Below are 16,328 nucleotides of genomic sequence, written 5' to 3' on the forward strand. Positions count from 1 at the left end.
ACACAGGCAAAGTCCACCTTCGTGGACTTATTCTTTTTACGGCTATTTCACCGGATATGATATGATGCGGTGGTAGCGGGAATTGAAATGTTAAACCGACTGCGAGAATACAACCAACATCGGGCAAATTGTCACTACGAACCGATTCAAATCGGGATCGGCATCAATACCGGAACTTTAATGCTGGGGACCGTGGGCGGATATAACCGGATGAATAGTACGGTGATTAGCGATGCGGTAAATTTAGCCTCGCGCTTGGAAGGATTGACGAAAAACTATGGGGTGGCTTTATTGATTTCCCACCAAACATTCTTGCGCTTAGAAAATCGCGATCGCTATATTATTCGCCAAATCGATACGGTGCAAGTCAAGGGAAAATCGCAACGGGTTACGGTATATGAAGTCTGCGATGGAGATTTGCCGCACTTGCGCGACGCGAAACAGGCGACGTTAGATATGTTTGCCACCGGGTTATCTTTATTTAACCAGCAAAACTATGGGGAAGCCGCACAACGATTTGCAGAATGCTTGCGTCAAAATCCCGGCGATCGCGTGGCGCAGATTTATTGGCAACGCTGTCAGCACCCTGGGGCAAAATAGCCGCCGGATAATTCAAAAAAATTCTGCGATCGCTTTTAAATTAACTCCCCCCGAGATAAATTTCCTGTTACAATTATGGCAGTCAGTTCGGATCCTTTCCAGGGTGCTTCTTATCCAAGATTGGATTGTGCTGCAAAAATGGCGATCGCACCGACCGCCATTTTTGCAGTTTATTTCACTTGTTTCCCTAGCCAATGATGAGGAATATGCCTATCGGTTTAGGCAGCAAAATGGCTTCGGACAAGAGAAAAGTAGCGCTGACCCCAAATCCTCGGTGAGAATTCCTTAACAATCCGAAACATTGCAAGAATAATTTTAATGGTATGGTAGAATAAACAATTGGGGAGAAAGCGGTTATAAAAAAGCGTGCGTCGGGTGTTTACTGCCGACCTAAAACCCTTCACTCAGAGCGCCCGTGCGTGCTGATTTTGACGACCTACTCAATCGTAGGCGATCGCCGATCCCCGTAAAATCGAGAGCAAGAAACTCATGGAGCGAACGAAGACAATAAAGCGGGTGGGTGTAATAGGCGGCGGACAGTTAGCATGGATGATGGCAAGCGCCGCCGATAAGCTAGGAATTGAATTGGCGATCCAAACCCCAAACGCAACGGATCCGGCGGCGGATAAAGCGGCGGCGTTGATATTGGGGGCGATCGACGATGTAGAAGCCACCCGCCAACTGGCAAAAGAGTGCGATGCGATTACCTTTGAGAACGAATTTGTCAACCTCGAGGCATTATTAGAACTAGAAAAGCAGGGCGTCTGCTTTCGCCCTCGGTTGTCGGTATTGAAGCCATTGTTAGATAAGTACCACCAGCGGCGTTACTTGCGCGAGATTGGCTTACCGGTTCCCGAATTTATGGAGTGGGGCGGGGAAGCGAGGGAACCCCAGCTTATCGGGTCTCATCCTCGGGAGGAAACCACGGCCCTGCTGCAAAACTGGCCGGTGGTGATGAAAGCGCGGCGTCACGGATATGATGGGCAAGGGACAGTAATTTTGCGCGATCGCGAGACCCATGAAGCCACCTGGGATCGCTGGGGACGCCCCACGGTATTGCTGGAAGAATTCGTGCCTTTTGAGCGAGAATTGGCGGTGATGGCGGCGCGCAACCCAAGCGGAGAAATTGCCATTTATCCCATTGTCGAGACGCAACAGGAACAGCAAGTCTGTCGCCGAGTGCTCGCCCCCGCGCAGTTGGATCCGCAGGTAGGGGCAGAAATTAACGCGATCGCCCGCAAACTGCTAGAAAGCTTGGATGCAGTAGGCATCTTCGGGATCGAACTATTTCTCAGCGCCGAGGGCAAAGTCTTAGTGAACGAAATCGCCCCGCGCACCCACAACTCCGGGCATTTGACCATTGATGCGTGCCACACCTCGCAATTCGAGATGCACCTGCGCGCCGTTTGCGACTTGCCCTTAGGCGACCCCAATTTTATCGCCGCAGGTGCCGTGATGGTCAATTTACTCGGGTTCGAGCATTCCCAGGACGATTATCGCGCCCAACGCCAGCAGATGGCCCAGGTACCCAACGCCCAGGTTTACTGGTATGGCAAAACCGAATCGCGTGTGGGGCGCAAATTAGGGCACGTCACCGCCATCCTGGAGGGAAAATCCGGGAAAAGCTTGTACGAAGAGGGATTAGCCAAGGCGCAGACCCTGGAAAAAATCTGGTATTCCGCCGCGAATTGAGAAAAAATTTCGCCTACCCCCTTGTCATTTGAGCTAAAGCGATTACAATAGAAATTGGTTCCACTGCAACGTTGGTGACTGCCAATATTGTTTTGTGATCTATGCCTTGTTATATAAGGGAACCGTAGAGTCTAGTGGCAGTAGACCGGCTCGTACCGAAGCACGTTGAGTGACGTAGGTGCGGGAACCCGGAAACTTAAAGCTAAGGCCACGGTGCCCACCTGGATTTTCCAGGTCAAAAACTGAGGTAAAACGGCGTTGCGGGGAACCTAAAATTCCCCGATTTGTTTTTCCGGTTTTTCTGCAAAACTGCCGCGATCGCCCCTGGAAAATTGCCGCTTCAATTCCGTTAACTTCCGCCGGCTTCAGGGTTTCCTGAGAAAATTCCCCGGAGGGGTTGACCAAATCGAAAAAAGCATTTAACATCTCCGTAGAATCACGCAATCCGGCTTTTAAAATTTAGCCCCTAGGAGCTAAACTGAACTTAATGCGGCGGGAGATAAGCCTCTCGGTGCAACGAGAACCAATTGAGAAAGCCGACTGAGGCGAAGCAGGGGACTGCTGCGCCACCGTTTCAAGATTCATTGCAATCCCGAATAACCCTTGGTTGTTCGGTATGATGAGAAAATCATTTTGTCGCTCGTCCCTAATTGTCTATGGCTCGCTACACAGGCTTATTTATCGTCGCCGTGCCTCTAGAAGATTTCCGGCCATTGCTGCTGGAATTAATAGAGGCTTGCAATCTGGATATTATATACGATACGGGAGACTATATCATGGCACGAGAAGTCCCCGGACAAATTCCGTTTGGCAAATTAGTCACCGTTGAATTTTTAATCGACAAACCCGCTAACGTGGAAGATGAAGTGCGGATGAATTTGGTGATGAAAAACGAAGAATTGCCCCTGCATTTTGAGAACCACTGTCGGCAAGTGTTCGACTTTTTATCGGAAGCGATCGCGGAAAATCGATATTGGCAATTGCTCGAAACCGCTGTCAGCTAGAAAGATTCAGAATTAAGAAATAAGAAGTTAAGAATTGAGTTAAAACTGGAGGGTGGGCAACGAGTTGCCCACCCTACCCGTGAGGGTGGTGTTAGGGTGCGGGACTTTTCAGACTGGCAAAGCGATGACGGCGCAACAGTAGGGAATTGGTGACTACACTCACCGAACTAAACGCCATCAAAGCGCCCGCCGCTGCGGGGTTGAGAATCACGCCCCACACTGGGAGCAACAGGCCCGCCGCCACCGGGATGCCCAAAGTATTGTAAGCAAACGCCCAGAATAGGTTTTGGCGAATTTTGCGAAACGTGGCGCGACTCAGAGCGATCGCCTGCACCACATCCATCAGAGAATCGCGCATCAAGACAATTCCCGCCGTTTCCACCGCCACATCGGTGCCCCCATGCAGACTCATCCCCACATTTGCTTGGGCGAGGGCGGGGGCATCATTAATCCCATCCCCCACCATTGCCACGCGCTGTCCTCGCGCTTGTAACTGAGCAATTGCCTCTGCTTTTCCTGCAGGGAGAACCTGAGAGAACACATCCGCCTCAGACAGGCCCAGGGATTCCCCGATCGCCCTTGCCACATCAGCGCGATCGCCCGTCACCAGCATCACGCGCAACCCCATTTCCCGACAGTGGTTAACCGTCGCTTTCGCATCCTCGCGCAAGCGATCGCGCGCCGCAATTAATCCGAGCAACTCCTTCTCCCGCGCCACATAAACCAAGGTTTTGCCCGACTGCGCCAGGTCCATCCCGCGCGATATCCAATCCGGCGAGAGCGTTACTCCATGCTGCGCCATCCATTTTTCAGTGCCGATCGCCACCATAGCGCCATCCACCACCGCCGAAACCCCCAATCCCGGTGCGGTATGAAACGCCTCTCCCGCAAGCAACTCCACCCCACTTTCCTGCGCGGCGCGGACAATTGCTTCCGCCAGGGGATGTTTCGCCCCGGTTTCCACCGTAGCGGCAATTTGCAGCAAGGAAGAGTCCGAACCCGAATCCACACCCGAATCCACCGCCGAGATGCAATCGGTGACTTGCGGATGTCCCGTAGTCAGGGTACCGGTTTTATCAAAAATCACCGTATCGAGTTGCGCCACACGTTCCAGGATATCGCCACCGCGAATCAGCAGACCCTTTTGCGCCCCCAAGCCGGTGCCTACCAACAGCGCCGTAGGAGTTGCCAAACCGAGGGAACAGGGACAGGCAATCACTAACACCGCGATCGCCAATTTCAAACTCAGCAATATCGGCGAATTCCCTTGCGCCATCCCATGTAACGGTGTCGCCCCCAGATGCATCCCGGGGAGAAGCACTTGCGGCCAAATTTGCGTACCGGCGAAGTACCAAAACAGGAACGTCAGGGTCGCAATGGTAATGACCCCATAGGTAAAATAGCCCGCTACCGTATCCGCCAACTGTTGCACCGGCGCTTTGCGGGTTTGTGCCTCTTCCACTAAGGCAATGATATGCGCCAGGGTGGTATCGGATCCGGTGCGGGTGGCGCGCATGGCGATCGCCCCCGATTGATTCAAGGTGCCCCCCGTCAGGGTATCCCCTGGTTGTTTGGCGATCGCGATCGCCTCCCCGGTGAGCATCGACTCATCCACCGTCGTGGTACCGGTGACGAGTTCCCCATCCACCGGGATTTTTTCCCCAGGAAGCACCTGCAAATGTTCCCCCACTTTGACGCGATCGCAGGGAATGTCAATCGGCGGGTGATGGGCGGCGTTGTCTTCCTCCAGGGAATTGGGCAACACATGCGCCGTGGCGGGTTTGAGGGCAACCAACGCTTGTAAAGACGCTGCAGCGCGTTGGCGCGCCAGTTGTTCCAGAGTGCGGCCCAGGAGGATAAACCCCAGCAGCATCACCGGTTCGTCGAAGAAGCATTCCCACCCGAGTTCGGGAAACAGCAGCGCCACGCAGCTAGCGAGATAGGCACTCACAGAACCCAATCCCACCAGGGTGTTCATATTCGGTGCCCCATGCCATAACCCGCGCCAACCATCGATTAAAATCGAACGGGCGGGAACGAGGAGGGCAATGGTGGCTAACGCCCAGTGGAACTCGATTTGGCTCAAGATGCCCAGGTTGCCCAAATGTCCGACTCCCGAGAGCAGGATTAAGATAGCGGCAATGGCGAGACGCCAAATCTGCTGGCGGATTTCTTGGCGCTGGCGATCGCGCTGTTTGCGGAAGGGGTCTTCTCCGCTTTGCAGCGATCGCGCTTCTGTGGGAAATCCGGCGGCGGTGAGCTTTTCTGCCAGTTGTGCCGGTGCGATGTTTTCCGGTTCGTATTCCACGGCGGCGACTTCCGTGGCGAGATTCACCCGCGCCGCCAAGACTCCGGGTTGTTGGGTCAGTTGTCGTTCCACTGCTTTGACGCAACCCGCACATTTCATACCGCCCACATCCAGGGTGATGCTGGCGATCGCTGGTTCAGCGCTGACGATTGTGGTTTTTGATGACACTTGCATAGGCAAAGAAAGATTGTAAAACGGCAACCTAGGCGAGAAAAATTGCAGGCAATCTTACCGCTCTAGGCGTCTGTCATTCATTGTAGTGTAGGCAATGTGGCGGTAAAAAACCCAGGAGTTACGCACCCAATCTGTAGAATCGAACCCACCCGCTATATTTCGATGAGTTAACGGCAAATTGCCTCAATCTGCTTCGCCCATCCCCAGTTAGTTGTGAGTCTTGCGGGTTTGGGAAATTGGATTTTCCCCGCGAATCGCCCTTCTCCTCCTCAAACTCCTTCGATTTTTGGCAAGCATTCGCCTTCAAAAAGTCGGCATTCCCTACCTGCCAAATGCCTGTTTGACCTCGGGACGCATCAGGTAAATCACAATCACCACTGCAAAGGCAAGACTGAGAAAATTAGGCGCTTTTCCTAACACTAATTGTAAAACTTGTATGGCAATTGTGATTCCTTGGAGAACTAACGTTGCCATCCAAGCCCAGTCTTTCAGTTGCCACAAACCAAGGGCCAAAACGATAGAAATAATCCCCAGAACCAGCATGAAAACTGAGAAAAACATGATGATGCCTCCCGCCGCCGCCGCTTCGGGACTACTACCCCCTACTCCCACAGTGGTCACGATGCCGCCACCGATGAGGGCAAATAGGCTACCGAGAATGGTGAAAATAGCGCCAATAAACTGCAAAATGGCAATAATGGTTACACCAGTGGGACGATTCATGGGTATCTTTCTCCTTGTTTGATTGTTTTTTTTGGGAAAATTTGTTAGCGTAAAAAATGGTAGATAAAATGCCGGGTTAAATGCGAAAAAGTAGGCGACTGTTTTATGGAGTTGCCAAGGTTTCGACCTGGGCAATCAACCGCCAGAAAATTTTTACCTGAAAAAGTTCAGTAGATTGTGCTGCCGATAAATAACTCCCAAGTTGGGTGCAGTCTCATCCGAGTTACGCCCAACTTATCCGAGATTCTTCAGACTCCGGGAAAACTTCAACTTTTTTTAAGATAAGCCCGGGTGCAAATGATGCAGGTATATTTACTGGGGGGGGGAGGCGGAGCATCTGGACTGTCGTTCCCCCCGGGGGGGGGAACGAGTCAATGCTGCTGGGGAGGAGTCAATTGGTGCCACTACCGAGGATAAACAGACTCAGGAGAGTGCCGCTATTCCAGAGACTGTGGAGGAGGATAGGGGCGAGGAGATTGCGCGATCGCGTATAAACCACTCCCAACACCACCCCTAAAGTAGCCAAAGGTAGCACTTCCGAGAGATTCAAATGTGCCAGAGCGAACAAGGCACTACTGGCGGCGATCGCCCCCCAAACGGAGGTATATCGCGTGAGAGACGGCAGCAAAAATCCCCGGAACATAATTTCCTCAAAAACGGGAGCCGCCACCGAGGCGGTGATGAAAAATATCACCAATGCCACATTATCTTGACCCGAGAGAGCAATGGGAAGAATGGGGTTACTTCCGCCGCGCCCCTGCCAAATTTGTTGGTTGATTAACGAGACTAAAATCACCAAGGGAAGCGCCGCCACATAGCCGCCGATTCCCCAGAGGAACCACTTATCGCGCCACTGGATGCGAAACCACTCTTCCCCTAAGGGGAAAAACGATTTAATCGAGAAAAACAACACCCCTAAGCCACCGCTTGCCAGGAGGATATAGGTGAATAAAATATAGAAAGCCCGCTCGCGCACTGCCAAAGTAGCGGATTTAATCCCGATCGCCGCAATCAGCAAAGGAACGAGAATTTGGGCGACAAAGAAAAAGCCGACCACAAACACTTGCCAAATCATTTCCCAATCCCAAGGCGCGTCCCAATCGCGATCGCCATTTTGTGCCAAGAGAGACTCCTTCCCTTTCAGCACCCGTTGTGCGAGGACAAAGAGTAACAGTGCCACCCCAAGTAAGACCCCCAATCCGGGAAGCCCACTAATCAGAGTTAACTTCAACAACGCTTCTTCTGCAATTTGTTGTTCCCGGGCGCTGAGTTGTGCCAGAGCGCGATCGCGATTTTGAACCCGGTAGAGTTTTTCCAGAGCGCGATCGCGGAACCACCCGTCTAAATTGGCCTGAATGAGTTCATCCGCATCCCGCAGAACGCGCGGATTATCTTGCCACAATCCTAACAAGACCCGGGCCGTTTTCGCGATCGGTTGTTGATTCGGATTCGGCACTTCAGTGAACTGCGTCCAGATTTGGCGAGCGCGCGTCACTTCAGCTTGCTGTGCTGATAGAATGCCCAATTGCAAGCGCAACTCATCGCGCAAAGATTGCAGTTTGTCAATTTGGGCGTTAAGCTGCTGTTGTTGTTGGCGGGTGGCTTGAGAGCCTTCCACCAGCGGCGGAGTAGGGAATTGAGGCTGTGGGGGAGCCACAACCACCGTAGAGTCCAGGCGATCGCGCGTGCGCTGCAGAGTTTGCTTAGTAGAAGCGATCGCTTGTTCGTATTGGGCGATCGCCCCCTTATAAGGTTCCTCCCCCAACAAAGCCGCCCCTGCTTTTGCCATTGGATCCTGCGGACCTTCCGGTTCATACTGACTCCCCCGCAAGAAAAGATTCGTTTGATACAGTTCCAGACGACTTTGAATCTGAGGTTGGTTGAAACTCTGCACCAAAGACGTGCCCACCAGCAGCACCACCAGCACCGTCAGCAACCCGAGAACCAATCGTTTAACTGTTTTCTTCAATTCCATTTCAGGTCTCCCTCACCCTCCTGTGAACGGCAACTCTTCAACCCGTTGGGGCAATTTCCCCATAACTCTGTCACTTTACCGCATTCTTTGCACCCCCCTGCTGCATCGGCGCGGGGCAGAACAGTTGAGACGCAATCTCCCCCCACAGAATTCTCGCACCATTGATGGTAAAATGCTCCTGACCCAGCCCTCCTTGGCTTCAAAGGCGAGGGACGCACCATATTCGTTTGGAGGATAGAACCCTGACCACTCGCGTTATCTTAGTCCGACATGGGCAAAGCACCTATAATAAACAGCGTCGCATTCAAGGTCGCCTGGATGAATCCGTCATCACCGATGTGGGTCGCGTGACGGCGAAGCAAGTGGCGGCGACCCTCAGCGGTATCCGATTGGATGCGATTTACTGCAGTCCTCTGAAACGGGCCAACGAAACCGCAGAAGTCATCTGGTCAGCCTTACCCGAGGACGCCAGACCTGCAGCAGTGCAACCCACCGACCGATTAATGGAAATCGACCTCCCCTTATGGGCAGGGAAGCGGCGCGACGACGTGCGGGAGAAATTTCCAGAAGACTATCGCTGCTGGCACGAAAGACCCCACGAGTTTCGCATGATGCTCCAGGGAGAAAGCGGCGCGATCGAACATTTCCCCGTTTTAGCCGAACACGAACAAGCGCGTCAATTCTGGGACGAACTGTTATCCCGTCACCCCGATGGAACCGTCCTCGTGGTCGCCCATAACGGCATCAATCGCTGTTTGCTCAGTACCGCCTTGGGCATTTCCCCGGCGTACTATCATTCCATTCAGCAGTCCAACTGCGCCATTAGCGTCCTCAACTTCAGCACCCCCAAACCGCCAAAAGGCAAAGTGCCGGTGCAGTTAGAATCGATGAACGTCACCAGTCATGTGGGAGAAGTGCTTCCCACCCGCAGACCGGAACATCGCGGCCCGCGTTTGATTTTGGTGCGCCACGGGGAAACCGAATGGAACCGACAGCAGCGCTTTCAAGGACAAATCGACGTTCCCCTCAACGAGAATGGGAAAGCGCAATCGGCGAAAGCCGCAGAATATCTCAAAGACGTGCAGATAGATTTTGCCGTCAGCAGTTCCATGTTGCGCCCGAAAGAAACTGGCGAAATAATTCTACAACATCATCCCCATGTGGAACTCAAACTGCACGACGGACTGCGAGAAATCAGTCACGGATTGTGGGAAGGCAAGTTTGAGTCGGATATCGAACGGGAATTCCCGGGGATGTTAAAAGAGTGGAAAGAAGCCCCAGAAACCGTGCAAATGCCGGAAGGGGAGAATTTGCAACAGGTGTGGGACCGCTGCATCGCCGCGTGGCGGGAAATTGTGGCCTCTGCCCCAGGGGGAAGTACCGGCATGGTGGTGGGTCACGATGCGATTAATAAGGCGATTTTGTGCCATCTGTTCGGCCTCGGACCGGCGTATTTCTGGTGCTTTAAGCAAGGGAATGGCGCGATAACGACGATCGATTATCCCAATGGCCCAGACGGTCCGCCGGTGCTGTCGGCGAGCAATATTACCACCCACTTCGGTAGCGTTTTGGATACCACAGCGGCGGGGGCATTATAACCGCCTCCAGGGTGTTTCAGGGTGGCAGGGTGGCCCGCGATCGCCCGATTCAAGTCTTGTCAGTTGAGCGTTTTAACACCGAGTCTGTGAGTACATTACTGCAAAAAGTTCGGGTTCTCGATCCGGTATCGGGTCGCAATGAAACGGCGGATGTGTTCGTCGCCGATGGCACGATCGCGCAAATTGCCCCGGAAATCTCTGATTGTCCCGAGGAGGCGCAGGTGCGCCAGGGTCAGGGATTGGTATTAGGTCCGGGATTGGTGGATCTGTACAGTCATAGCGGGGAACCGGGATTTGAAGAGCGCGAAACCCTGCTTTCTCTGATGGAAGCCGGGGGGGCGGGTGGATTTACCCGGATCGCTATTCTGCCCGATACTACCCCACCAGTGGATAACCGGGCGGGATTGTCTCTGTTGCAGCACAAAGCAGAAGAAGTGATTCGCAAGCGTCAGTTGCTTGCGCCGCCCACTACGCCGCCCTATGGGTTGCCAAAGCTACAGTTCTGGGGTGCCCTGACCCTGGGGGTGCAAGGAGAACAGATGACCGAGGTGGCAGATCTGGCGATCGCCCCCGTGGTAGGGTTTGCTGATGGTTATCCCCTGGAAAATTTGACCCTGTTGCGGCGGATTTTGGAATACTTGCAACCGTTAAACCTGCCGATCGCTTTGTGGCCCTGTTCCCGTCAATTGGCAGGCGTAGGGGTGGCCCGAGAAGGAAATGCCTCGATTCGCTTGGGTTTGCCCGGAAATCCCGGGTATTCCGAAACGGCGGCGATCGCGGCAATTCTGGAACTCGTCGGCGCGATCTCTACCCCGGTTCATCTGATGCGGGTTTCAACCAGGCGCAGTGTGGACCTGATTCGCGAGGCTAAATCGCGCGGATATCCCATTACCGCCAGTACCACTTGGATGCATTTGCTGCTCAATACCGAGAGTATTGGCGGTACGGCAGATTTTATTCCCTACGATCCGAGTTTTCATCTCGCACCGCCATTGGGCAATCCGGAAGACCAACAGGCGTTGATTCAAGGAGTGCGCGATGGGGCAATCGATGCGATCGCGATCGACCATACCCCCTACACCTATGAAGAAAAAACCGTGGCGTTCGCCCAAGCACCTCCTGGGGCGATCGGTCTCGAATTCGCTCTGCCTTTGTTATGGCAAAATTTAGTTGAATCCGGTAAATTATCCGCTTTGGAACTATGGCGCGCCTTAAGTACAAACCCCGCCATTTGCCTACAGCAAACTCCCCCTTCTCTCTCTCCGGGCAACTCGGCAGAAATGCTCCTGTTCGACCCCTTACAAGGATGGTCCTTGAAACCGGGAAATCTCCAATCCCTCGCCACGAATACTCCCTGGTTCGGACGCGAAATTGTCGGTCGCGTCTTGCAAACTTGGTGCCCGGGAACGATGGAATCCAAGGTAATGCAGGTTTCTTAAATGGAGGAAAAAATTAACATTAATGAACTCCCTAACTCCTTCCCAGACTGATACTGGAAACGCGAAAAAAACGCGAAAAAGAAAAGAGAACAGGAGAACTATTAGAGAAAATTGGGGCAAGGGTTGAGGGGAGGCAGAACCTCAGCCGAGGCATTCCCAACGAGAAAGCCAGAAGAAAAAGCACCGAGAAGAAGAGAAAGGGATTGCGAGAAATCCGGTTTCATTGAACAATAAAAACAGAGTAAGAGGAGAAAGGATTGTGAGTGAAGGATTTGATTACGATTTAGTCATCATCGGTGCGGGAGTCGGCGGACATGGGGCCGCATTGCACGCCGTTAACTGCGGACTAAAAACTGCCATTATCGAAGCATCCGACATGGGGGGCACCTGCGTCAATCGCGGTTGCATTCCCTCGAAAGCGCTGCTGGCGGCATCTGGGCGAGTGCGAGAATTGCGCGATACTCACCATTTAAAAACCCTTGGAATTCAATTGGGGGATGTGTCGTTCGATCGCCAAACCATTGCGGACCACGCCGATAAAACCGTCTCTAAACTGCGCGGCGACTTGACCAATAGCCTCAAACGCCTCAAAGTAGATGTATTGAACGGATGGGGCAAGTTGGCGGGCAATCAAAAAGTGGTGGTGGAAACCAGCGAGGGCGAGAAAACCATCACCGCCAAAGATATTATTCTAGCCCCCGGATCCGTGCCTTGGGTGCCTTCCGGTATCGAAATCGACGATAAGACGGTATTCACCAGCGATCGCGCCCTGAAATTAGAATGGTTGCCCCAATGGATTGCCATTATCGGTAGCGGTTATATCGGGTTGGAATTTGCCGATATTTACACCGCCCTCGGGTGCGAAATTACCATGATCGAAGCCTTGGATCGCTTGATGCCTACCTTTGACCCGGATATTGCCAAACTGGCCCAGCGATCGCTGATTTCCCCGCGCGATATCGAAACCAAAGTGGGTCTGTTGGCGCAAAAAGTCACCCCGGGTTCTCCGGTGATTATCGAATTGGCAGATCCGAAAACCAAAGAAGTGGTGGAAGTGCTCGAAGTCGATGCCTGTTTGGTGGCGACGGGGCGGATTCCGGCGACGAAAAACCTCGGTTTAGATAGGGTGGGTTCCGAAACCGATCGGCGCGGTTTCTTGCAGGTGAACGATCGCTTGCAATTGTTAGCCAACCTAGAACCGGTACCCCACGTTTGGGCGATCGGCGATGCAATGGGCAAAATGATGTTAGCCCACGCCGCATCCGCACAAGGGATTGTAGCGGTGGAAAATATTTGCGGGCGCGATCGCACGGTGGATTATCGCAGTATCCCCGCCGCTGCGTTTACCCATCCCGAAATTAGTTTTGTCGGCTTAACCGAACCGGCTGCTAAAGAACTCGGGGAATCAGAAGGCTTTGAAGTGGCTTCGGTTCGGACCTATTTTAAAGGCAATTCTAAGGCGATCGCTGAAGGCGAAACCGATGGCATTGCTAAAGTGATTTACCGCAAAGATAATGGCGAAATCCTCGGGGTTCATATCCTCGGCTATCATGCCGCCGATTTGATTCAAGAAGCGGCAAATGCCATTGCCAATCGTCAATCAGTGAACGAGTTGGCCTTTAGCGTTCACACTCACCCGACGCTTTCTGAAGTGCTTGACGAAGCCTACAAACGCGCTGCCACAGTGTAATTGAATCGGGCAAAAATCTAGAGAAAAAGCCCCGCACCCTCAAAGGGTGGGGTCTTTTTCTCGCATTTATCATGATGTATTATGCTAAGAAAACCAAGTAAAATTTGCTGTCGTTGACCCCCGAGTTTGATTCCATGCCAAACATCCGCCGCCGTCCTCCAAACCCAGCCGTTGCCGTACAGTCCATGCGCTATCAGGTGCATTTACCCGGTAGCGAACCGCAAAATATTCTCGAAAAAATTGTCTGGCACAAAGAAGAAGAAGTGCAGCAAATGCGCGATCGCTTGCCGCTGATCGAGCTGCAAAAGCAATTGCAACGCGCACCGGCAACCCGCGACTTTATCGGGGCGTTATTAGCCAGTCCGAAAAAACCGGGGGCGATCGCGGAAATCAAAAAAGCCTCTCCCTCCAAAGGGGTAATTCGCGAAGATTTCGACCCGGAAGCAATCGCCAAAGCCTATCAGCAAGGAGGCGCGAGTTGCCTTTCCGTCCTTACCGATAAAGAATTCTTTCAAGGCAGTTTTGATTACCTGGAAAAAGTCCGTGCCGCCGTTGAGTTACCTTTATTATGTAAAGATTTCATCATTTATCCCTATCAAATTTATCTGGCGCGCATCAAGGGTGCCGATGCAATTTTGCTGATTGCTGCGGTTCTCTCGGATAAGGATTTGCAGTATTTTATCAAAATTGCCAATACATTGGGAGTGACGCCCTTAATTGAAGTGCATACCCGAGAAGAACTCGATCGGGCGATCGCTCTGGAGGGCGCAACCCTAATCGGCATCAACAATCGCAATTTAGAAGATTTCTCTGTGGATTTGCAAACCACCTGCGAATTACTGGGCGATCGCCGCGACACCTTACAAGGGAAAAATATCCGAGTCGTCAGCGAATCGGGATTGCACACCGCCGTTGACCTGAAACGGGTTCGCGACGCCGGTGCAGATGCGGTTCTCATCGGCGAAGCGTTTATGAAAGAGCCGGATCCCGGATTTGCGATCGCCTCCCTGTTGCAGGAGATTTAACCCCTGTAGCGTGGGAGATAACCGCCGCCGGGGACTTAAGTCCCCGGCTAATAGCTTAAGTGGGTTTTAACCCACTGCAAACGCGAAACTCACTGCAAATGCGATCGGTTCATGGGTTTAGATCCGGCGGGGGTTTAAACCCAATCCGGGTGTTGCTGGGGTGGGAAAATGCCGAGAGAATGTAGCGGATTAAGGTAAGATAAAGGTTAAATATGTCTGATTCATTTAGGATTGGGCATTCGCATCTTAGAGATAAAGCGGCATTTATGGAGCCTATTCCTCTTCCTTCCCCAATCCACTACGAACTGCTGCTGCAAATGTTGGAGCGACGAACCCAGTACGCCCTCGACGAGCATCCGGCTCAGCGAGAGCAAGTACAACAGCTTATTATTACGCTTCGCAAAGCCCAAAGCCAACAACGACAACTGGAAACCCATTGTCAGCTCGACAATTTACCGGTAGAACACCGCTGGTCCCTGAATGAGGTGTCCCAGCCAAAATTTCCCTCGTCGTGGAATGCCCCCTCGCGCGGTGAAGACCCCGGGGTTTAAAGGCTTGGTGCAATAGGCGTCAAGTGATAAAATTTAATATTCTGGTGAAGGATCGTTCGACAACTGCACTCTGGCTTGTGGTACGCAGCCATTGATGGGGCATCTGTACGGACTCCTCACAAGTTTTTTATGCATGAGGATAGATTAAATGGACGACAAGCTGATGCTAATGATTCCTGGCCCGACGCCGGTGCCAGAACAAGCATTGCTCGCTTTGGCAAAGCATCCCATCGGTCACCGCAGTAAGGAGTTTGAGGGCACGATCGCGGAAGTGACGGAAAACCTCAAATGGCTGCACCAAACGCAACATGATGTGGTCATGCTCGCCGGATCGGGAACGGCGGCGATGGAAGCGGCGATTATTAATTTCCTCAGCGCTGGCGATCGCGTGGTGGTCGGCTGTAACGGCAAGTTCGGCGATCGCTGGGCAGAAGTGGCTGAAGCCTATAACCTGAATGTGGAACGGATTACCGCTGAATGGGGCCAACCTCTGGATCCGGAACAGTTCCGGGAAAAACTCGAGGCGGATACCAATAAAGATATTAAAGCGGCGATCGTCACCCACAGCGAAACCTCGACCGGGGTTCTCAATGACCTCGAGACGATCAATCGTCACGTGAAAGCTCACGGAAAAGCGCTGATTCTGGTGGATGCGGTCACCAGTTTGGGGGCGCTGTCGGTACCGATGGACGAATGGGGCATCGATGCGATCGCCTCGGGTTCCCAAAAAGGCTATATGGTGCCTCCGGGTTTGGGATTTGTCGCCGTCGGTCCGAAAGCTTGGGAAGCCTACAAAACGGCAACTCTGCCCAAATATTATCTGGATTTGGCAAAGTACAAAAAAGCCACGGATAAAAGTAGCAGCCCCTTTACGCCACCGATTAATTTAATCTTTGCCTTGCAGGCGACTCTGCAAATGATGCGTCGGGAAGGGTTAGATGCTATCTTCGCCCGCCACGCCAGGCAAATGGAGGCCACTCGCGCTGCAGTGCGCGCCCTGGGATTGAAGCTGTTTGCCCCAGATGATGCCGCTGCACTGTCGATTACGGCGGTGGAATCTTCCGATGCAGAACAAATTCGGGCGATCGTCAAGAAGCAGTTCGATATCTCCCTGGCGGGGGGACAAAATCAACTGAAAGGCAAGGTTTTCCGCATCGGTCACTTGGGTTTTGTTAGCGATCGCGATATCCTAACGGCGATTTCGGCGATCGAAGTGGCTTTACGCGAAATTGGTGCGGAAAATTTCGCTCCCGGTGCCGGTGTCGCCGCCGCCGCTAAGGTGTTTGCCGAATCTTAAGGCTTGCACGTCGTTGTTGCGCTTCGCCGGCGCAACAACGAAGCAGGGAAATCATGGGTCGAGAAACCCTCTTTCCATGCACCACTGCACCGATGGCCTGAATTAGCGATCGCGACATCCCAGGGATTCGCGCGTCCCCACCCCGGTTTGCGAGTTCGCGCCACTGGCAATTTCGCACAGATACATTTAACCCGGAAAAATCTAGCAATTGCTGGAAGTTTCTGAGTATGGCACAATCTGGAATGAAATTAT

The 16,328-nt window shown here is 52.8% G+C and carries 13 protein-coding genes and 1 other RNA gene; 11 read left to right on the plus strand and 3 right to left on the minus strand.

The genetic code is table 11. From position 1 onward, the window contains the following. Positions 1–87: 87 nt before the first annotated feature. The 5 genes from AC0QH1_RS03090 to AC0QH1_RS03110 all read left to right on the plus strand — a co-directional run bounded on the left by AC0QH1_RS03090 (position 88) and on the right by AC0QH1_RS03110 (position 3,296). A complete protein-coding gene (locus tag AC0QH1_RS03090; RefSeq protein WP_324629361.1) occupies positions 88–600 on the plus strand; it encodes an adenylate/guanylate cyclase domain-containing protein in 513 nt (170 codons plus the stop codon). A gap of 103 nt (positions 601–703) precedes the next feature. Continuing rightward, complete coding sequence (locus AC0QH1_RS03095; protein ID WP_324629362.1) at positions 704–889, plus strand: hypothetical protein; 186 nt, start codon at positions 704–706, stop codon at positions 887–889. Positions 890–1,089: 200 nt separating this feature from the next. Continuing rightward, a complete protein-coding gene (locus AC0QH1_RS03100; RefSeq protein ID WP_324629363.1) occupies positions 1,090–2,292 on the plus strand; it encodes a 5-(carboxyamino)imidazole ribonucleotide synthase in 1,203 nt (400 codons plus the stop codon). Between the two features lie 57 nt (positions 2,293–2,349). Continuing rightward, positions 2,350–2,563: non-coding RNA, 6S RNA (ssrS, locus tag AC0QH1_RS03105), on the plus strand. 385 nt (positions 2,564–2,948) lie between these two features. Further along, on the plus strand, positions 2,949–3,296 hold the full coding sequence (locus AC0QH1_RS03110) for a hypothetical protein (protein ID WP_324629364.1): 348 nt from the start codon (positions 2,949–2,951) through the stop codon (positions 3,294–3,296). Between the two features lie 91 nt (positions 3,297–3,387). On the opposite strand, the gene AC0QH1_RS03115 is transcribed toward AC0QH1_RS03110, so the two are convergent. From AC0QH1_RS03115 to AC0QH1_RS03125, 3 genes are all read right to left on the minus strand, one after another. Further along, positions 3,388–5,778, minus strand: a complete 2,391-nt coding sequence (locus AC0QH1_RS03115) for a heavy metal translocating P-type ATPase (RefSeq protein WP_324629365.1) — start codon at positions 5,776–5,778, stop codon at positions 3,388–3,390. Between the two features lie 321 nt (positions 5,779–6,099). After that, positions 6,100–6,501 carry a DUF2127 domain-containing protein gene (locus AC0QH1_RS03120; protein WP_324629366.1) on the minus strand — a complete coding sequence of 134 codons (402 nt, stop codon included), beginning with the start codon at positions 6,499–6,501 and terminating at the stop codon, positions 6,100–6,102. A 391-nt stretch (positions 6,502–6,892) separates the two neighbouring features. Further along, positions 6,893–8,476, minus strand: a complete 1,584-nt coding sequence (locus AC0QH1_RS03125; RefSeq protein WP_324629368.1) for a CPBP family intramembrane glutamic endopeptidase — start codon at positions 8,474–8,476, stop codon at positions 6,893–6,895. A 242-nt stretch (positions 8,477–8,718) separates the two neighbouring features. Here AC0QH1_RS03125 and AC0QH1_RS03130 point away from each other — a divergent pair, with 242 nt between their 5' ends. From AC0QH1_RS03130 to AC0QH1_RS03155, 6 genes are all read left to right on the plus strand, one after another. Further along, a complete protein-coding gene (locus AC0QH1_RS03130) occupies positions 8,719–10,074 on the plus strand; it encodes a histidine phosphatase family protein (protein ID WP_324629375.1) in 1,356 nt (451 codons plus the stop codon). Positions 10,075–10,160: 86 nt separating this feature from the next. After that, the gene (locus AC0QH1_RS03135) at positions 10,161–11,513 is read left to right on the plus strand and encodes a dihydroorotase (protein WP_324629377.1); all 1,353 of its coding nucleotides are present in this window, start codon (positions 10,161–10,163) and stop codon (positions 11,511–11,513) included. A gap of 259 nt (positions 11,514–11,772) precedes the next feature. After that, on the plus strand, positions 11,773–13,203 hold the full coding sequence (lpdA, locus tag AC0QH1_RS03140; RefSeq protein WP_324629370.1) for a dihydrolipoyl dehydrogenase: 1,431 nt from the start codon (positions 11,773–11,775) through the stop codon (positions 13,201–13,203). Positions 13,204–13,337: 134 nt separating this feature from the next. Further along, on the plus strand, positions 13,338–14,228 hold the full coding sequence (gene trpC, locus AC0QH1_RS03145; protein ID WP_324629371.1) for an indole-3-glycerol phosphate synthase TrpC: 891 nt from the start codon (positions 13,338–13,340) through the stop codon (positions 14,226–14,228). 266 nt (positions 14,229–14,494) lie between these two features. Continuing rightward, on the plus strand, positions 14,495–14,779 hold the full coding sequence (locus tag AC0QH1_RS03150; RefSeq protein ID WP_324629373.1) for a DUF5340 domain-containing protein: 285 nt from the start codon (positions 14,495–14,497) through the stop codon (positions 14,777–14,779). Between the two features lie 148 nt (positions 14,780–14,927). Beyond that, positions 14,928–16,076 (plus strand): pyridoxal-phosphate-dependent aminotransferase family protein, encoded by a 1,149-nt coding sequence (locus tag AC0QH1_RS03155; RefSeq protein WP_324629374.1) that lies wholly within the window; start codon positions 14,928–14,930, stop codon positions 16,074–16,076. Positions 16,077–16,328 lie beyond the last annotated feature (252 nt).

This window comes from Phormidium sp. CCY1219 (assembly GCF_055795085.1).